The following is a 16,131-nucleotide window of genomic DNA, read 5'->3' on the forward strand; positions in this document are numbered from 1 at the left end:
ATGCCGCGCGCGCTGTTCGTATGGCTGCATCGCTGGGCGGGACTGGCGATGACAGGCTTCCTGATCGTGGTCGGCCTGACGGGAAGCCTGCTCGCGTTCTGGGGCGAGTTGAACCACTGGCTGACGCCGGAACTTTATCCCGGTAAACGCGCTGGGATAGAACTCGACGCGGCGACGCTGGCGCGCCGCGCCGAATCCATCGTCCCGCAGGCGCGCGCAGCGACCGTCTACATGGGCCATCCAGGCTCGGTCTCGATCGGCATGGAGGCGCGCGACGGCGCGCCGCCGCTCGATTTCGAATACATCCATCTCGATCCGATCGATGGCCATGAACTCGGGCGCGTCACCTGGCATGGGCTGCCGAGACGCAAGAACGACATCATGCCGTTCGTCTATGGCCTTCACATGTATCTCGCGATGAGCGGCGTCGGCGAGTGGATTCTCGGCGCCGTGGCGCTCATCTGGACGCTCGATTGCTTCGTCGGTTTTTATCTGACGCTGCCGGCGGGCGGCGAGCGCTCGCGCAAAGGATTCTTTGCGCGCTGGAAGCCGTCATGGCTCGTGAAGCTCAAGAGCTCCTTCTATCGCGCCAACTTCGATCTGCATCGCGCCGCAGGCTTGTGGCTGTGGGCGATGCTGCTCGTCTACGCCTGGTCGAGCGTGTTTTTCACGCTGCCGAATTTCTATACGCGCGCGACGCAGCTCGTTTTGGATTACGAGGCGCCCGTCTGGGCGCAGGACGGAACGCCGCAGAATGATGCGCGTGCGCCGATGGAATGGGAGTCAGCGCAAGCGACCGGCGAGCGTCTGATGGCGGAGCAGGGGCGCCGACACAACTTTACGATCGAACGCCCGCTGGCGCTCTACAATCTGCGCGACAAGGGCCTTTACGAATATCGCGTGCGCTCGTCGCGCGACATTGGCGACAAGGCGGGCTCGACCTCGATCCTGTTCGATTCACGCTCGGGCGCGTTGAAGACCCTTAGCCTGCCGACCGGCCATCGCAGCGGAATGACGCTGACCACCTGGCTCGTCGAGCTGCACACGGCCAATCTCTTCGGTCTTCCCTACCGCATCTTCGTCTGCGCGCTGGGGCTAGTCATCACCATGCTTTCCGTCACCGGCGTTTACATCTGGTGGAAGAAGCGGGCGGCGCGGTTGGCGCATGTTCGGCGGACTCTTCCGCGGCCTGCGCCGGCGGAGTGACGTCTGTGGTTGGAACGCCAATTCACTCTCCATCGATTGAGAAGAAAATGGATTTCGATCACAAAAGACAGGAATGCTTTGTTCAAAATCTGCGCCGCGCCATTCCAGTTTCGGCGCATGCGCGTCCGGCGCTTTTGACATTTCTGCGCGCGCGGGGCGTGATCGGCCCGGGCTCGCCGCGGTTGAAGGTGATCGACGTTTTTGATGCGGGCGATGACCGCGGCCTGATGTGCCGCTTCACCATCGCGGGGGAAGTTGAAGGGCGTGGCTTCGTCGCGCCGCTCGCGCAACTCGCGCTCGAGCGCCGCCGCGCCGTTGCGCCGAATGCCGTGCGCCGGCGGCATTTCTGTCGACCCGGCGCATGAAGGCGTCGCTCGTCGCCCTGCTGTTGGCGTTTTGCAGCGCGCAAGCGCTGGCCGAAGATGCGCAGGAAGACGAGCGCAAGGAAAAGCCCCGAAGCGAGAGCAAGCGGCGCGCGAAAGAAGAAACGAACCTCGAAACGTCGGCGGAGGCGCCGCGCGCGCAAACCCTCGGGCGCGATCAGAGCGGCGTCTATGTCAACGCCCCGGCGACCAATAGCGCCTATTCGCCGAGCTTCGTCATGCGCGGCTTTCCGGCGGGCGTCACGCTGTTCGACGGCGCTTCGCACGGCTTCACCGCCCAGGACGTCGATCTCTCGACCGTCGATCATGTCGAATTCTACAAGGGGCCGAGCGCCATGCTGTTCGGCAAGGCGCTGGGCGGTTATGGCGGCGCCGCCGATTACATCCGCAAGGCGCCGACGCAGGAGAGTTTCGCCCGCGCCGTCGCCACCAAGGCCAGCTTCGACGTCACAAGGTTCACCGCCGACGTCAACGCGCCGCTCAATGACGACAAAAGCCTGCTGTTCCGCATGACCGGCTCGGCGCAAAGCCTCGGCAGTTTCGTCGATTTCACGCGCACGCGCAGCTTCGATATCGCGCCGATGCTGGCCTTCACCGCCGACAATGGCGACCGCGTCAGCCTGCGCGCCGAGCACAATGGCGCAAGGCTCGTTTGGCGCGATGGCGTGCCGGCCGATCCGGTCTTCTTGCACATCCCGCGCGAATTCTACGCCGGCCTGCCGGCGAATGAACATGAGACGCCGTTCTTCGACGATCTCACCTTGCGCTACGAGCACGCCTTCAACGCCGACTGGAAGGTCGCCGCGGTCGTCGACTATTTCCTCTATGCGAGCCGCTGGGGCTGGTTCACCGGCTGGGGCTATGACGGTTTCCAGTCGGTCGTCTTCGGCAATCCGGTGCGCGCCCGCACCGCCAACCGCAGCTTCGACGCCCAATTGCGCCTGAACGGGCGCTTCGACACCGGCTTCCTGGCGCATACCGTCTTTCTCGGCCTCGAACATTGGGACTTCTATTTCGGCTACAACAACGATATCGCGCGCTATGAGGCCGCGCCGCTCAACATCTTCGCGCCCATCTATTCGCCCGGCGTCAGTTACGCCGGGGCCTTCTGGTCGAAAGGCGTGGCGCGCGCCATCAGCCGCTCCGTCTATGGCCAGGACCTCATCGATCTCAATGAGAACTGGCGCATTCTGATCGGCGGGCGCTACGATCTTCTCGCCCAGCGCGAGCGCGTCTTCGATCCCTTCGGCGCGCTGACGGGAGAGCCGACATCGAGCCTGAGCAAGGGAACCAAGGGCTATTTCAGCCCACGCGCCGGCATTCTCTATCGGCCCAATGAGCAGACGCAGTTCTTCGCCGCTTACGGCAAATCGCTCATCCCCAATACCGGCGTGCGCATTCAAAGCGGCGAAGCGCCGCCGCCCCAGCAGGACACCCAGTATGAACTCGGATTCAGGCGCGAGTTTCTCGATCGCAAGATGAGTTTCGAAGTCGGGCTCTTCGACATCACTCGCGACAATGTCGCGATTCCCAATCCAGCCAATCCGAGCGGCTTCTATTCGGTCGTCACCGGCCAGCAGCACAGCCATGGCGTTGAGGTCAATCTCGGCGGCGAAATCCTGCCGAACCTCAAAATCAACGCCGTCGCCACCTTCCTGCATGCGCTCGTCTCGAAGGACGACAACATCCCCTCGCAACAGGGCAGCGATCTTCTGGGCGCGCCAAGGCGCGTCTATGCCTTCTCCGCCAATTACACATTCGACTCGGGCGACCTCAAGGGCCTCGAACTCGGCGCAAGCTACTATTACGCGAGCCGCCTCGAGGCGACGCTGCCCAACACCTACGGCTTCACCCTGGCGCCGCAACAGATGCTCGGCGCCACGCTCGCCTACAGCTTCAACGACAATCTCAAAATCGAACTCAACGCGGCAAATCTCACCAACCGCCCGAACTGGACCTCAAACGGCGCTCTCTTCCATGGCGAGCCAACGACCATCGCCGCCACCCTCATATGTAAATATTGAGGTGGGACGGGCCGCATTGCATTTTGGCGCCGAATCAATCGCGCACGGGCCACAAGAGCGCGCCCCTGCGCACGCTTGTCGCCGCATCAGGCGGGAAAACAGCGGGAATTGGCGTTCCCAGTTTGAAGTGGCGCGCCCAAGGGGATTCGAACCCCTGTTTTCGCCGTGAAAGGGCGACGTCCTAGGCCTCTAGACGATGGGCGCGGCTGCGCGGCCGCATTGCGGCGGCGCGAGGGCGTGTATAGAGGCGCGGGCGGCGCAAGACAAGGCCGACCGCGGCGCCAGATCGCCGCGCATGGCCTCGCGTTTGCACCCCTTGGGGCCAGGCCCTAAAGCATCGCAGCAATGCTCACGATCAACGATCTCGTCTACCGGCTCGGCGGCCGGCTGCTGTTCGACCACGCCGGGGTGTTCCTCCCGGGACGCTCCCGCGCGGGCTTCGTCGGCCGTAATGGTGCCGGCAAGACCACGCTGTTCCGGCTGATCAGCGGCGAAATCGCCCCGGAAAGCGGCGCGATCTCCATTCCCGCCCGCACACGGCTCGGTCGCGTCGAGCAGGAGGCGCCGGGCGGTCCGACGGCGCTGATCGACTTCGTGCTGGCGGCCGACCTTGAGCGCGCCGACCTGCTGGCGCGGGCCGAGGCCGCGCATGATGCGCACGACATCGCCGACATTCAGACGCGGCTCGCCGACATCGACGCCCATTCGGCGCCCGCCCGCGCCGCCGCCATCCTGCACGGGCTGGGCTTCGACGCCGCGGCGCAGCGCCGGCCGCTGTCGGAATTCTCCGGCGGCTGGCGCATGCGCGTCGCCCTGGCGGCGGTGCTGTTCGCGCAGCCGGACCTGCTGCTGCTCGACGAGCCGACCAATTATCTCGATCTCGAAGGCACGCTGTGGCTGGTCGATTATCTGTCGCGCTATCCGGCGAGCGTCGTCGTCATCAGCCATGACCGCGATCTGCTCGACGACGTGGCCACGCATATTCTGCATCTCGAGCGGGGCAAGCTGACGCTCTATAAGGGCGACTACTCCTCCTTCGAAAAACAGCGACGCGAGGCGCAGCTCCTCGCCGTCAAGGGCGCCAAGAAGCAGGAAGAGCAGCGCAAACATCTGCAGGCCTTCGTCGATCGCTTCCGCTCCAAGGCGACGAAGGCGCGCCAGGCGCAGTCGCGCTTGAAACTTCTCGCCAAAATGGAGCCGATCGCGGCGATCGTCGACGATTCGGTCCTGCCGATCCGTCTGCCGTCGCCCGAGAAGCCGCTGTCGCCGCCGATCATCGCGCTGGAGAAAGCGGCGGTCGGCTATGGCGATCGGGTCGTGTTGTCGCGGCTCACGCTGTCGATCTCCAACGACGACCGCATCGGCCTGCTCGGCGCCAATGGCAATGGCAAGTCGACCTTCGCCAAATTGCTCGGCGGGCGGCTTTCGGCCTGCGCCGGCGAGATGGTGCGCGCGCCGAAGCTGGAGGCGGGATTTTTCGCGCAGCATCAGGTCGACGATCTGAATGAGGGCGAAACGCCTTACGCCGTCTTCGCGCGGCTGATGCCGGGCGCTCCCGAGGCGCGCATTCGCGGTCGCGCGGCGCAGACCGGATTTTCCGGCGCGCGGGCCGAAACCCTCATCGCCAAGCTTTCGGGCGGCGAAAAGGCGCGGCTGCTGCTGGGCGTCGCCACCTTCAACGCGCCGCATCTCTTGATCCTCGACGAGCCGACGAACCATCTCGACATCGACAGCCGCGCCGCGCTGATCGAGGCGATCAACGATTACGAGGGCGCCGTCGTTCTGGTCTCGCATGACCGCTATCTGCTCGAGGCCTGCGCCGATCGCCTGTGGCTGGTCGACGACGGAACCGTGCGCGCCTTCGACGGCGATATGGACGATTATGCGCGGCAGGTGCTCTCGAAATCGCGCGATGAAGAGCCGAGGCGCATTCCCGTTGCGCCGGCGCAAGAGGGATCAAAGCAAGAGGCGCCCAAGCGCCGCGACGCGGGGCAGGCGCGGCGCAAGCTCGCCGCCGCCGAGGCGCGCGTCGACAAGTTCACCCAGCTGATCGCCCGCGTCGACGAGGCGCTCGCCGCGCCCGACGCTTTCGCGCGCAATCCGCAGGAGGCGGCGCGGCTCGCGTCGCAACGCGAGGAACTCGCGCAGGCGCTCGCCGCCGCCGAGGAACAATGGCTGGAGATCGCGGCTGAGGCTGAGGCGTAAGTTCTCCTATCCGCGCGGGCCCGCATAAATGCGCCTTCACTGGATCTATGGTCGCGCCTGATAAGCCTTATCCTTGAGGGCGTCGAAAGGCCGATCGGATGGAAGGCACGCACGCTACGCAATTAACGCCTGAGGTGGAGAGGCGAGACGAACGCTTGCTCGCGGCGCGCGCTCTCGCGGGTGAAGAAGAGGCGCTGCGCCTCATCATGGCGGACAACAATCGCCGTCTCTATCGGATCGCCCGCAGCATCGTGCTCGACAGTCATGAGGCCGAGGACGTGGTTCAGGAGGCCTACCTGAAGGCCTTCACCCATCTCGACGAATTTCGCGGCGAGGCCGCGCTCGCCACCTGGCTCGCGCGAATCACGATCAACGAGGCCGCGGCGCGGCTGCGAGTCCGCCGCCGGGCGAAGCTCATTCATGTCTTCGGCGCGCAGAAAAGTGACTCGGACGGCGTTTTCTCTTCACAGGCGAAAGACTGCGACGATCCCGAGAAATCTCTGGCCCAACGCGAAATTCTGCGCCTCGTCGAGCAGGCGACCGAGAGGCTTCCTGAGGATTTTCGCCTGGTTTTCGTCTTGCGCGTCATTGAAGGCCTCTCCGTCGCCGAGGTCGCGCAGATCCTCGAATTGCGGCCGGAGACCGTAAAAACTCGCCTGCATCGCGCCCGCCGTCTCATTCGCGACCAGCTGGAAAAGGACATCGGCCCCTTCGTCATGGAGGCGTTTCCTTTCGGAGGGGCGCGCTGCGCGCAAAGCGTGCGCGCCGTTCTGGCGCGATTGTCATCGCCACATGAATATTCGGGAACCTTTTCCGCCGGCCTTCATCCAATGACCGTCACGCAGCAGTCGTGAGCGAAGTTGGCGCCCATGCGCCCACAGGCGGTCGCCCGGGGCCGGGAGGAAGAGATGACCAAGGGAATGAAGAGAAAGATCGTTATGGCGGTTGCGATGGTCGGCGGATTGGCCGGCTTGACGCTCGCCGCATCCGCCGAAAACGCCGCCCCGATCAAAGATCCCGAGATCGAGCGCACGCGGCAGCACATCAAAATGCTCGATGACGTCTTCAAGACGGCGGTGGTGCTGATCGACGAAACTTACGTCAAACACCCATCGGACCCATCCGCCGCGTCGGCCGCCAAGGCGCTCTTCGCCGCGATGAAAAAGAACGGCTGGTACGACGTCAGGCTGATCGGGCTGACGGACAAAGTCGGCGATCCCGACGATGAGCCCAAAGACGCCTTTGAAAAGACAGCGGCGAAAAGGCTGCGCGGCGGCGAGCAGGCCTATGAAGAAATCATGGAGAAGGATGGCAAGCGCTATCTGCGCATGGCGACGGGGATACCCGTCGTGTCCGAAAACTGCGTGATGTGCCATGCGCATTTCAAGGGCGACAAGGGCAATATCGGCGCTTTGTCCTACACCATGCCGGTGGTGAAATAAGCCAGCGCCGTCGAGCGGGCGATAAATTGAAAGAGGCCTCGACGCATGTATCGAGGCCTCTTTTTTGAGACGGGAGCAGAGAAGGGCTGCCGGTGGGCCGATCGCTTAGGGAAGAAGATCCCGGAACTCCGGATGTCTTCCCACATAGTCCGCGACGAAGGCGCAATCGCCCTGAACCTTCAGGCCGCGCGCCCGCGCAAATTCCAGCGCGTTGCGGATGAGCTCTGAGGCGACGCCCTGACCGCGCAGGCTCGGCGGCGTCTGCGTTGAGGTGAAGACCATCACGTCATTGTCGATGCGGTAATAGGCGAGCGCGGTCTCTCCGTCGATGTCGAGTTCGAAGCGACTGAATTCGGGATTGTCGCGGACGCTTCCCCAGGGATGTCTGTTCGCAGGCTCACCTTTAGCCTTGCCCATAGTCTCGCCCACAGCCTTGCCCATGCCGGCCTCCTCAAGCGTTCATGTTCCCGAAATGGGCCAGGCCCGGCGAAAAGGGAAGGGCGTCTTTGGCTTGCGTTTTCGGCCGCGCCGGGTTCAAAAGCTCCGCCCGCGCCGTTTTTCCGGGCGGCGAACGGGCTATGCTCGCCGCTCCTTCGATTCGTCCCACTGGATCCCACATGCGCCTTTCCCGCTATTTTCTGCCCATCCTGCGCGAGACGCCGAAAGAAGCCGAGATCGTCTCGCACAGGCTGATGCTGCGGGCGGGCATGATCCGACAGGAATCGGCCGGCATTTACGCCTGGCTTCCGCTCGGACTTCGGGTGCTGAATAAGATCAACGCCATCATCCGCGAGGAGCAGACCCGCGCCGGCGCGATCGAATGTCTGATGCCGACCATTCAGTCCGCCGATCTGTGGCGCGAGTCGGGGCGCTATGACGCCTATGGCAAGGAAATGCTGCGCATCGCCGATCGCCATGACCGCGAGATGCTCTACGGCCCGACCAATGAAGAGATGATCACCGAGATCTTTCGAGCCTATGTGCGCTCATACAAGGATCTGCCGCTCAATCTCTTTCATATCCAGTGGAAATTCCGGGATGAGGTGCGGCCGCGTTTCGGCGTGATGCGCTCGCGCGAATTCCTGATGAAGGACGCCTATTCCTTCGATCTCACAGCCGAAGCCGGTCAGCATTCCTATAACAAGATGTTCGTCGCCTATCTGCGCACTTTTGCGCGCCTGGGTCTGACCGCCATTCCAATGGCGGCGGAGTCCGGCCCGATCGGCGGCAACAGCCACGAGTTCATCATCCTCGCCTCAACCGGCGAAAGCGAAGTCTTTTGCCATAAAGATTTTCTATCCTTCGCGCCGCCGCCCGCTTCGATCGATTTCGACGATGCGGCGGCGTTGCAGGCGGTCGTCGACAAATGGACCAGTCGCTATGCGGCGACGAGCGAGATGCATGACGCCGCCGCCTTCGCCGCCGTTCCCGAGGACGCGCGGGTCGCGGCGCGCGGCATCGAGGTCGGCCATATTTTCTACTTCGGAACCAAATATTCCGAACCGATGAGGGCCGTCGTCAACGGACCGGACGGCAAGGAGGTCGTCGTGCAAATGGGTTCCTACGGCATCGGACCGTCGCGCCTCGCCGCCGCCATCATCGAGGCTGGCCATGACGATAATGGCGTCATATGGCCCGAATCCGTCGCCCCCTTCCATGTCGGAGTCGCCGATCTGAAAGTCGGAGACCCGGCGACCGGCAAGGTCTGCGCCGATCTCGTCGAGCAGCTCCAGAACGCGGGACTGGACGTGCTGCATGACGACCGCGACGAACGTCCCGGCGCAAAATTCGCGACTCTCGATCTCATCGGCCTGCCCTGGCAGGTCCTGGTCGGGCCCAAGGGCCTCGCTGAGGGCAGGGTGGAGGTGAAGCAGCGCCGCACCGGAGAGCGGGAGCTTCTCGCGCCTCAGGACGCCGTCACCCGCATCGTCGCCGCGATGAGACAGGCTCAGGCATGACCGAAGCGGCGCAACCGGCAAGAGGCGCCGGCGCCTTTTCGACCTTCGAGGGGATGGTGGCGCTGCGCTATCTGCGCGCCCGCCGCGCCGACGGCTTCGTCTCGGTCATCGCCGGCTTCTCGTTCCTCGGCATCATGCTGGGCGTCGCGACGCTCATCGTCGTCACGTCGGTGATGAACGGATTCCATCGCGAGCTGATGGACAAGATCATCGGCATCAACGGCCACGCATTTTTACAGGCGGTGGAGACTCCGTTCACGGACTGGGACCGGGTCTCCGCGAAGACGGCGAAGTTGCCCGGCGTCCAGCTGGCGATTCCCATGGTCGAGGGCGCGGCCGGCATATCGACTCAGTTCGGCCAGTCGGGCGTGCTCGTGCGCGGCGTGCGCGAGAAGGATCTGACGCGGCTTCCCGGCGTGGCGGGCAACGTCAAGAGTGGCGCGCTCGCGGGATTCGATAAGGCCGGCGGCGTCGCCATCGGTCAGCGGTTGGCGGAGACGCTCGGCGTCGGCGTCGGCGACTCGGTCAGCCTGCTCATCGCCAAGGGCGTGCAGACGCCTTTCGGGGTCGCCCCACGCATCAAAGCCTACAAAGTCGTCGCGATCTTCTCTATCGGCATGTCCGAATTCGATAGCGTCTTCGTCTATATGCCGCTCACCGAGGCGCAGCTCTTCTTCAACAGGGAGAATGAGGCGACGGTCGTCGAAGCTTTCGTCACCGATCCCGAGAAGATGGACGATTTTCGCATCAACGTCGAAAAGGCGATCGACCGGCCGCTGATCATCACCGATTGGCGCCAGCGCAACAAGACGTTCTTCGACACGCTGCAGGTCGAGAAAAACATCCTCTTCATCATTCTCGCTTTGATCGTCGTGGTCGCGGCCTTCAACATCATTTCCGGATTGACGATGCTCGTAAAGGACAAGACTCAGGACATCGCCATACTGCGCACGATGGGCGCGACGCGAGGCGCGATCCTGCGCGTGTTCCTGATTATCGGAGCTTCGATCGGCGTCGTCGGCACGCTGGCAGGCTTTGCGCTAGGTCTGGCGCTGGCGAAAAATCTCGACACCATCCGCCTCGGCGTTAATAAGCTGTTCGACGCCAATCTCTTCCCCGCGGAGTTTTATTTCCTCTCGCGGTTGCCGGCGATCGTCGACCCGCGCGAGGTGACGGCCATTGTGGCCATGACGCTCACGCTCGCCATTCTCGCCTCGATTTATCCAGCCTGGAAAGCCGCATCGCTCGATCCGATCGAAGCGCTGCGGCACGAGTAGTCGCGATGAGCGAGGCCGTTCTCGAACTCCGCAGCATCGCGCGCCACTATCGCGAGGGCGAGGCGCGGCTCGACATTCTGATGGACATCAATCTGTCCATCTACCCGGGCGAGACGGTCGCGCTGCTGGCGCCCTCTGGCGCCGGCAAGTCGACGCTCCTCCATATCGCCGGACTCTTGGAGCGCCAGGACGGCGGCGAAGTGCTGATCAAGAATGCGCCGACGTCGCGCATGTCCGACGCCGAGCGCACGCGTCTGCGGCGCGCCACCGTCGGCTTCATCTATCAGTTCCATCATCTGCTGCCGGAGTTCTCGGCGCTCGAGAATGTGGCGCTGCCGCAGATGATCAATGGCCTGAGCGCGAATGAAGCCCGCCTGCGGGCGCAACAATTGCTCGACTATTTGCGTCTGGGGCCCCGCGCGTCGCACCGTCCCTCGGAGCTTTCCGGCGGCGAACAGCAGCGCGTCGCCATCGCCCGCGCGGTCGCGAACGCGCCGCATCTTCTGCTTGCCGACGAACCGACGGGCAATCTCGACCCGCGCACCGCGGAGCATGTTTTCGGGACTTTATTGGCGCTTGCGCGCAGCACCGGACTGGCGGCGCTCATCGCGACTCACAATCTGGAGCTCGCCAAACAAATGGACCGCCGCGTAACCTTACGCGACGGTCGAGTAGAGCTGCTCAGCTGAAGCCGATTTAAGCCTTTGGCGCAGACTTCTTCTTGTCGATGAATTGATTCTTGTACCAGAGCCCGAAGCCAACGAGCGCCAGACCCGCGAAGAACACGGCGATCGTTATTTCCCTGGATTGGGTCAAGCCGACAGAAAAGGGGAAGCGAGCGACATATTCTTTCGCGCCATCGTCGCTTTTCGCCTTCACCAGACCGATGAACTTGCCTTCCTGCGGAAAGACGTGTTCGAAGGTGAGTGTGCCAGACTTATACTTCTTGGGCGGAGAATAATACTCTGTATTCGCCTCGAGATTTTCGGTGTCGTCCTTCTGGCCCACGTCGCGGACGACGCGCATTTCGAGATTCATGTCTCGCAGTTCGTCCTGCTGCGCATCCAGGGTGATAATGGTGGGACCGGCGTCTGGAATGTCGTCGCAGAACTGTTCACGCGACTTTTGCGGCTGATACCCTGTGAAAGTCATTGTATCGGGGCCGAGTTTCATCAGGCACTGGCCCTGATTGATGCCGACGTCGCCATGCGCGTGTGCTTGCGTGACCCAGCCGGCCGCCGCAAATAGCAAAACGGCGAAAAATCGCATGATCATCTGGTTTTCTCCCTTCTGAACCGGCCGCTCTGCGATGAGCGGTCTCTTCTTGGCGCGCAGGTCCGGTTCCGACGCGCCAGTTTTCGCACACCCATTGACCGAATGCGAGCTGCGACGGCCAAGATTCCGGAACCTCCAGCAGCGCTTTAGTTAATATAAATTAGCTGCGCTCACTTGTCCCGCGACCAAGGGCCACACGCCCGCGAAAAAAGTTTACGCGGCTTTTTATTGTACAATCTCGTCGCCTGACGATGTTTTTTCGTCAGAAGCAGCCATTAGAGAAGTTGCTTAAACGTCATGCACTTGGCGTAACTTCGGCGCAATTTCAAGGCAATCATGAGCGCCAGGGTTGGCGAAGTTAAATTTTCATTTAACTTAATCGAGCCTTCACCAAACTATGGCGGGACACATGTTGAACTTTCCTTATCTGCGCGACCAAACTGAACTTTCTGGCGCTGGCGGCAGCCTGTCGACCATCTGGTTGAAAGACCATCAGGCTCTAGTATTGCGCAAGACTCGGCCGGGTTTTGACGCGTTAACGATCCGTACAATTTCCGAGATTTTGTCGGCGATCGACCGAGGGGAGCTGAACGAGCTCCGCTACCTCGTCTATGATTTCGCGCATGGCGTGCGAGAGGCGCCGAGGCCGGCCGAGGGTTTCGGAGAGATGGCTGCCGAAAATTCCGAGCTGATCGTCGATACGCCGGTGATCACGCTCGCCTGGGCGCGCGGCCTGATGAGCGGCTCCGATTTCGACTTCGCGATGCATTGCTCCGCCATCGTCGCCGAAAGGGACGCGCAATTCTCCTTCTCGGGAGATCCCTCTGATCTTCTGGGACTTTACGCGGCGGTTGGCCGGACGCTCGGCTTCGTCAAGGCGGAACGTCTCATGGAAAGCAATACGGCGCTCACCGCCGAAGACGCCCATGAACTGCTGATCGTTAGAGACGTCGTCGAGCCGCAGCCTGGCGCCGCTGCGATAGAGCGCTACCTCGCTCAATTCGGTCGACGCTATAACGCCTCGCACGCGATTTTTCGCGCGCAACGTATGGTGCAACCTGGGGTTGATCGGCGGAGCCTGGTGGCGCTTGAGCGCAACTGATGCTTGTCGTGCGCAAATCACGCCGCGCTGACGAGGCGCGGCGCGTCGCGCCAATACTTGAGGAGCGGTCTCAGCTCCTCGATTGGCCGCGGTCTCGTGTAAAGATATCCCTGAATGAGAAAAATATTCTTGCTCGCCATGAAGGCGAGTTGAGCGTCAGTTTCGACGCCCTCGGCGACGAGATCGATGGACAGATCCCGCGCCAGCGCAGAGATCGCCGAAATGATCGCCTGCGTCTTCGGCGACTCGATCGCCTGCCGCGCGAAGGAGCGATCAATCTTGACCTTCTTGACCGGGAAACGATTGAGATAGCCGAGGCTGCTGTAGCCGGTTCCGAAATCATCGAGCGAGAGACGGACGCCGAGCGCTTCGATCTCGCGTAATTTACTGTCGACGTCATCTGACACCATGAGCGTCGTTTCGGTGATTTCGAGCTCCAGACGGTCGGGCTCCAATCCAGATTCACGGAGCGTCGCCGCGACCATCTCGGCGAGATCCTTCTGTTGGAACTGCCTCGGCGCGATGTTGACGGCGACACGGACGTTCGAAGGCCATGATTTCGCGTCATTGCACGCCTGCCGCAGCGCCCAGGCGCCGAGTTCGATGATCATGCCGGTTTCTTCGGCGACAGGAATGAATTCACCCGGCGAGATCATTCCTCGGGTCGGGTGGCGCCATCGCAGCAGCGCCTCCATGGAAACGATGGTCGCTGTGCGGGAATCGACGACCGGCTGATAGTAGACGATCAATTCGTTCGCCAGGAACGCGTGACGCAGTTCGGTGTCGATTGCCCGTTTGCGGGTCAGCGCATCCTGCATCTCCTGGGAATACCAAATCGCCTTGCCGCGTCCTTCAGCTTTCGACTGGTAAAGCGCGAGATCGCTGCATTTGAGCAGGCCGCCGGAGGTCTCCGAGTCTTTGGGCGCCGCAGCCATCCCGATGCTCGCGCCGATGTTGATGACGTGGTTTTCGACGATGAAGGTGCGGTGCATCTCGGCAAGTATATTGGCGGCGAGTTCATCAACGTCAGAAAGGCGTTCGCCGGCGCGCAGCAGCACGCAGAACTCGTCGCCGCCGAGCCTCGCCACGACATGCGGATGCGGCACGCAGGCGGCGAGACGCGCTCCGACCGCAGACAGCAGCTGATCGCCGATGGAGTGGCCCAGCGTGTCATTGACGTCTTTGAACCGATCGAGATCAATATTGAGCAGCGCGGCGTGGAGCCCGCGCTGCCTCAGCTGAACCATTTCCTCCTCTAGCGTCTCCTGAAATTGATAGCGGTTCGGGAGATTGGTCAGATCGTCGAAATGCGCGATGCGCTCGATCTCACGGAGCGCGCGCTTTTGAATCGTCACGTCCTCGATGACGGTAATGAAGGATCCCGCTTCGGCGCGTTCGCAGTGAAACTCAAAAAAACGTTCGCCGAGCTTGTGCGTGAAGATGTTCGCACGCGGCATTGTGACGTGCCGCTTCCATCGCTCAAAAAAGATTTTGCCTTCCTGCGGCGACATGCCGACGCTCTTGCCGATCGCATGCGCCAGCGCCTCCAGTCGGATCGGCGTCGTCGCCGCCACGATGCCGAAGAAATCGATCACGCGCCGATTCACGACCGTGACGGACAGGTCGGCGTCGCCCATGCACAGACCGTGCGTCATCGAGTTCAGCGCGAGGCTGAATTTCTGCCGCTGGCGGGTGGCGTCCAAACCGTTGCGCAGCGCCGACTCCAGATTGCCGTGCAGAAATTTCGTCGTTGAATGAATGGAGACGATCAGCAGCACGACAATCAGCGCAAGGCCGAGGTAGCGCCGTTCTTCATGCATCATCGCGGCGATCGCAAGCGGAAGCGCGAGGCCGAGCGATTGCGCCAAAACAATCCAGGGACGGCCGGCGTTGCGACCCGCGAGTCCGCTAAGGCCGCTCATCATGATGACGATGCTGTAAATGCCGAGCACGTCGTTGTAGTGGTTGTAGAACAGGACCGCGACGGACACGCCGACCGCCGTCATGAAGCCGACCGCGCCGATCGCGTAGAGCCTCTCCCATTCCAGCGAATCCCGTCGGCGAAGCGAGACCGGCGTGTTCGCATGCGCAAAGAAAACGTACAGGCGAAAGGCGCCGAGAACGGCGATCAGCGCCACGAAGTAGAGGTAGATTCGATCGCCGAGAAGGAGCCAAGCGAGCGCAGGCGCGATGAGGCCGCCGAGAAGGCCCGCAAAAAACGAACCGGCGGTGCCGAACAGGGTTTCAACCAGGTCGCTATGGATTTGAACATCGGTGCTTTCGCTGGCGGCTGGCTTCGCGCGGACGAGCATGAGCTAATCCTCTTTGGAAGGCGGCGGCTCTTTTAAAGCCTCGCCCTTGCCGGAGGGAAGCTCGTCGCGGGGAAGACGCGACTGCGCCGAGACAAGCCGTTCCATATAGCGCAGGTCGTGCCGTGAAATGGCCATGGAGCAATCCGTCCAAAGCTCGACCACCCGAAGCAATTCTTCTTTGCGCACGGGGAAACATTGCTTGCGAAAGTTAACGAGGGCCTGACGGCGCCGCCAGTTGGCGCCATCAGGGTCGAGCATCCACTCATGGGCGGTTTCGAGCGCCCGGCCTTCCGGCGCGACGACGTCGACAATGTCGAGATCGAACAGTTCGCGCGCCGTATAAACGCGGCCGGCCGAGAGGATCTGTTGTGTTCGCGCCGGCCCCACGCGCCTGGTGAGAAACGTCACCGCGCCCATTCCCGGGAAGGTGTTGAAGGCGATCTCGGGCACTCCAAGACGCGCGCTCTCCTCGGCGATGACAAAATCGGTGGCCAGCGCCCCTTCGAAGCCGCCGCCCATGCACTGTCCCCTGACGACGGAGAGCGTCAGGACAGGAAGATCGAAAGCCGAGGTCAGCGCGTACATCACCTCGATACAGGCGTAGGCGTAGGTTAACAGGGAATCACGGTCATTGTTCCTGATGCAGGAAACGAATGTCGCAAGATCGCCGCCCAAGCTGAATACATGCGGCTTCTTCGAGGCCATCACGATGTAGCGGATCGGCCACTTCGAGCCCTCCGTCTGCGCCAGACGTTTGATCGCGTCGCGGAACTCGATCGCCTCCTGCAACATCCGCAAAGTGTAACAGTGCGGCGAGTCTGCGCGATAATTCATCCACGCCGATTGCGTCGGCGCGTCATATTCAATCTCAAGGTGTTCGAAGCGCCAGTGCGGAAAATCTTGGGGAGGGTGCCGTAGGTGCGCGGCGCCGATCATATCTGATACTT

The 16,131-nt window shown here is 62.3% G+C and carries 14 protein-coding genes and 1 tRNA gene; 10 read left to right on the forward strand and 5 right to left on the reverse strand.

Going from position 1 to position 16,131, the window contains the following annotated elements; genetic code table 11:
- From ACPS74_RS16160 to ACPS74_RS16170, 3 genes are read left to right on the forward strand one after another with little or no spacing between them, the layout of a single operon-like run.
- Positions 1-1,206, forward strand: coding sequence for a PepSY-associated TM helix domain-containing protein (locus ACPS74_RS16160; protein ID WP_029651242.1), 1,206 nt, complete (start codon positions 1-3; stop codon positions 1,204-1,206).
- A gap of 47 nt (positions 1,207-1,253) precedes the next feature.
- On the forward strand, positions 1,254-1,571 hold the full coding sequence (locus ACPS74_RS16165; RefSeq protein WP_029648910.1) for a hypothetical protein: 318 nt from the start codon (positions 1,254-1,256) through the stop codon (positions 1,569-1,571).
- Positions 1,568-3,613 (forward strand): TonB-dependent receptor, encoded by a 2,046-nt coding sequence (locus ACPS74_RS16170; RefSeq protein WP_029648911.1) that lies wholly within the window; start codon positions 1,568-1,570, stop codon positions 3,611-3,613. Before ACPS74_RS16165 ends, ACPS74_RS16170 begins: the two co-directional genes overlap by 4 nt.
- Before the next feature lie 128 nt (positions 3,614-3,741).
- Here ACPS74_RS16170 and ACPS74_RS16175 read toward each other — a convergent pair.
- Positions 3,742-3,817 (reverse strand) — tRNA-Glu (locus tag ACPS74_RS16175).
- 141 nt (positions 3,818-3,958) lie between these two features.
- Here ACPS74_RS16175 and ACPS74_RS16180 point away from each other — a divergent pair.
- The 3 genes from ACPS74_RS16180 (at position 3,959) to ACPS74_RS16190 (ending at position 7,260) form a co-directional block, all read left to right on the forward strand.
- Positions 3,959-5,818, forward strand: a complete 1,860-nt coding sequence (locus tag ACPS74_RS16180) for an ABC-F family ATP-binding cassette domain-containing protein (protein WP_029651241.1) — start codon at positions 3,959-3,961, stop codon at positions 5,816-5,818.
- Between the two features lie 98 nt (positions 5,819-5,916).
- Positions 5,917-6,672, forward strand: coding sequence for an RNA polymerase sigma factor (locus ACPS74_RS16185; RefSeq protein WP_083481382.1), 756 nt, complete (start codon positions 5,917-5,919; stop codon positions 6,670-6,672).
- A 54-nt stretch (positions 6,673-6,726) separates the two neighbouring features.
- Positions 6,727-7,260, forward strand: a complete 534-nt coding sequence (locus tag ACPS74_RS16190; protein WP_029651239.1) for a c-type heme family protein — start codon at positions 6,727-6,729, stop codon at positions 7,258-7,260.
- Positions 7,261-7,365: 105 nt separating this feature from the next.
- On the opposite strand, the gene ACPS74_RS16195 is transcribed toward ACPS74_RS16190, so the two are convergent.
- Positions 7,366-7,701, reverse strand: a complete 336-nt coding sequence (locus ACPS74_RS16195) for a GNAT family N-acetyltransferase (protein ID WP_370646318.1) — start codon at positions 7,699-7,701, stop codon at positions 7,366-7,368.
- 176 nt (positions 7,702-7,877) lie between these two features.
- Here ACPS74_RS16195 and proS point away from each other — a divergent pair, with 176 nt between their 5' ends.
- From proS to ACPS74_RS16210, 3 genes are read left to right on the forward strand one after another with little or no spacing between them, the layout of a single operon-like run.
- Positions 7,878-9,218: a proline--tRNA ligase gene (proS, locus tag ACPS74_RS16200; protein ID WP_029651237.1), complete on the forward strand. Its 1,341-nt coding sequence runs from the start codon at positions 7,878-7,880 to the stop codon at positions 9,216-9,218.
- Complete coding sequence (locus ACPS74_RS16205; RefSeq protein WP_029651236.1) at positions 9,215-10,495, forward strand: lipoprotein-releasing ABC transporter permease subunit; 1,281 nt, start codon at positions 9,215-9,217, stop codon at positions 10,493-10,495. The genes proS and ACPS74_RS16205 overlap by 4 nt, the downstream gene beginning before the upstream one ends.
- Positions 10,496-10,500: 5 nt before the next feature.
- Positions 10,501-11,184, forward strand: a complete 684-nt coding sequence (locus tag ACPS74_RS16210; RefSeq protein WP_029651235.1) for an ABC transporter ATP-binding protein — start codon at positions 10,501-10,503, stop codon at positions 11,182-11,184.
- A gap of 7 nt (positions 11,185-11,191) precedes the next feature.
- On the opposite strand, the gene ACPS74_RS16215 is transcribed toward ACPS74_RS16210, so the two are convergent.
- Entirely contained in the window at positions 11,192-11,770 is a 579-nt protein-coding gene (locus ACPS74_RS16215; protein ID WP_018407643.1) for a hypothetical protein, read from the reverse strand.
- Positions 11,771-12,179: 409 nt separating this feature from the next.
- On the opposite strand from ACPS74_RS16215, the gene ACPS74_RS16220 reads away from it, so the two are divergent.
- Complete coding sequence (locus ACPS74_RS16220; protein ID WP_239754751.1) at positions 12,180-12,872, forward strand: enoyl-CoA hydratase-related protein; 693 nt, start codon at positions 12,180-12,182, stop codon at positions 12,870-12,872.
- A gap of 17 nt (positions 12,873-12,889) precedes the next feature.
- Here the strand turns inward: ACPS74_RS16220 and ACPS74_RS16225 are convergent, their stop codons facing one another.
- A complete protein-coding gene (locus ACPS74_RS16225) occupies positions 12,890-15,184 on the reverse strand; it encodes a putative bifunctional diguanylate cyclase/phosphodiesterase (RefSeq protein ID WP_029651233.1) in 2,295 nt (764 codons plus the stop codon).
- Positions 15,185-15,187: 3 nt separating this feature from the next.
- Complete coding sequence (locus ACPS74_RS16230; RefSeq protein ID WP_029651232.1) at positions 15,188-16,120, reverse strand: crotonase/enoyl-CoA hydratase family protein; 933 nt, start codon at positions 16,118-16,120, stop codon at positions 15,188-15,190.
- Positions 16,121-16,131: the final 11 nt, after the last annotated feature.

It is taken from the genome of Methylocystis sp. SB2 (assembly GCF_049817085.1).
In the GTDB taxonomy this organism is placed as follows: Bacteria; Pseudomonadota; Alphaproteobacteria; order Rhizobiales; family Beijerinckiaceae; genus Methylocystis; species Methylocystis rosea.

Excerpts from the sequence above, each read along its gene's own strand:
- ACPS74_RS16210 (WP_029651235.1), top strand. The coding sequence starts at position 10,501 with ATGAGCGAGGCCGTTCTCGAACTCCGCAGCATCGCGCGCCACTATCGC.
- ACPS74_RS16220 (WP_239754751.1), top strand. The coding sequence starts at position 12,180 with ATGTTGAACTTTCCTTATCTGCGCGACCAAACTGAACTTTCTGGCGCT.
- ACPS74_RS16185 (WP_083481382.1), top strand. The coding sequence starts at position 5,917 with ATGGAAGGCACGCACGCTACGCAATTAACGCCTGAGGTGGAGAGGCGA.
- ACPS74_RS16190 (WP_029651239.1), top strand. The coding sequence starts at position 6,727 with ATGACCAAGGGAATGAAGAGAAAGATCGTTATGGCGGTTGCGATGGTC.
- ACPS74_RS16230 (WP_029651232.1), bottom strand. The coding sequence starts at position 16,120 with ATGATCGGCGCCGCGCACCTACGGCACCCTCCCCAAGATTTTCCGCAC.
- ACPS74_RS16180 (WP_029651241.1), top strand. The coding sequence starts at position 3,959 with ATGCTCACGATCAACGATCTCGTCTACCGGCTCGGCGGCCGGCTGCTG.
- proS (WP_029651237.1), top strand. The coding sequence starts at position 7,878 with ATGCGCCTTTCCCGCTATTTTCTGCCCATCCTGCGCGAGACGCCGAAA.
- ACPS74_RS16195 (WP_370646318.1), bottom strand. The coding sequence starts at position 7,701 with ATGGGCAAGGCTGTGGGCGAGACTATGGGCAAGGCTAAAGGTGAGCCT.
- ACPS74_RS16205 (WP_029651236.1), top strand. The coding sequence starts at position 9,215 with ATGACCGAAGCGGCGCAACCGGCAAGAGGCGCCGGCGCCTTTTCGACC.
- ACPS74_RS16215 (WP_018407643.1), bottom strand. The coding sequence starts at position 11,770 with ATGATCATGCGATTTTTCGCCGTTTTGCTATTTGCGGCGGCCGGCTGG.
- ACPS74_RS16165 (WP_029648910.1), top strand. The coding sequence starts at position 1,254 with ATGGATTTCGATCACAAAAGACAGGAATGCTTTGTTCAAAATCTGCGC.
- ACPS74_RS16160 (WP_029651242.1), top strand. The coding sequence starts at position 1 with ATGCCGCGCGCGCTGTTCGTATGGCTGCATCGCTGGGCGGGACTGGCG.
- ACPS74_RS16170 (WP_029648911.1), top strand. The coding sequence starts at position 1,568 with ATGAAGGCGTCGCTCGTCGCCCTGCTGTTGGCGTTTTGCAGCGCGCAA.
- ACPS74_RS16225 (WP_029651233.1), bottom strand. The coding sequence starts at position 15,184 with ATGCTCGTCCGCGCGAAGCCAGCCGCCAGCGAAAGCACCGATGTTCAA.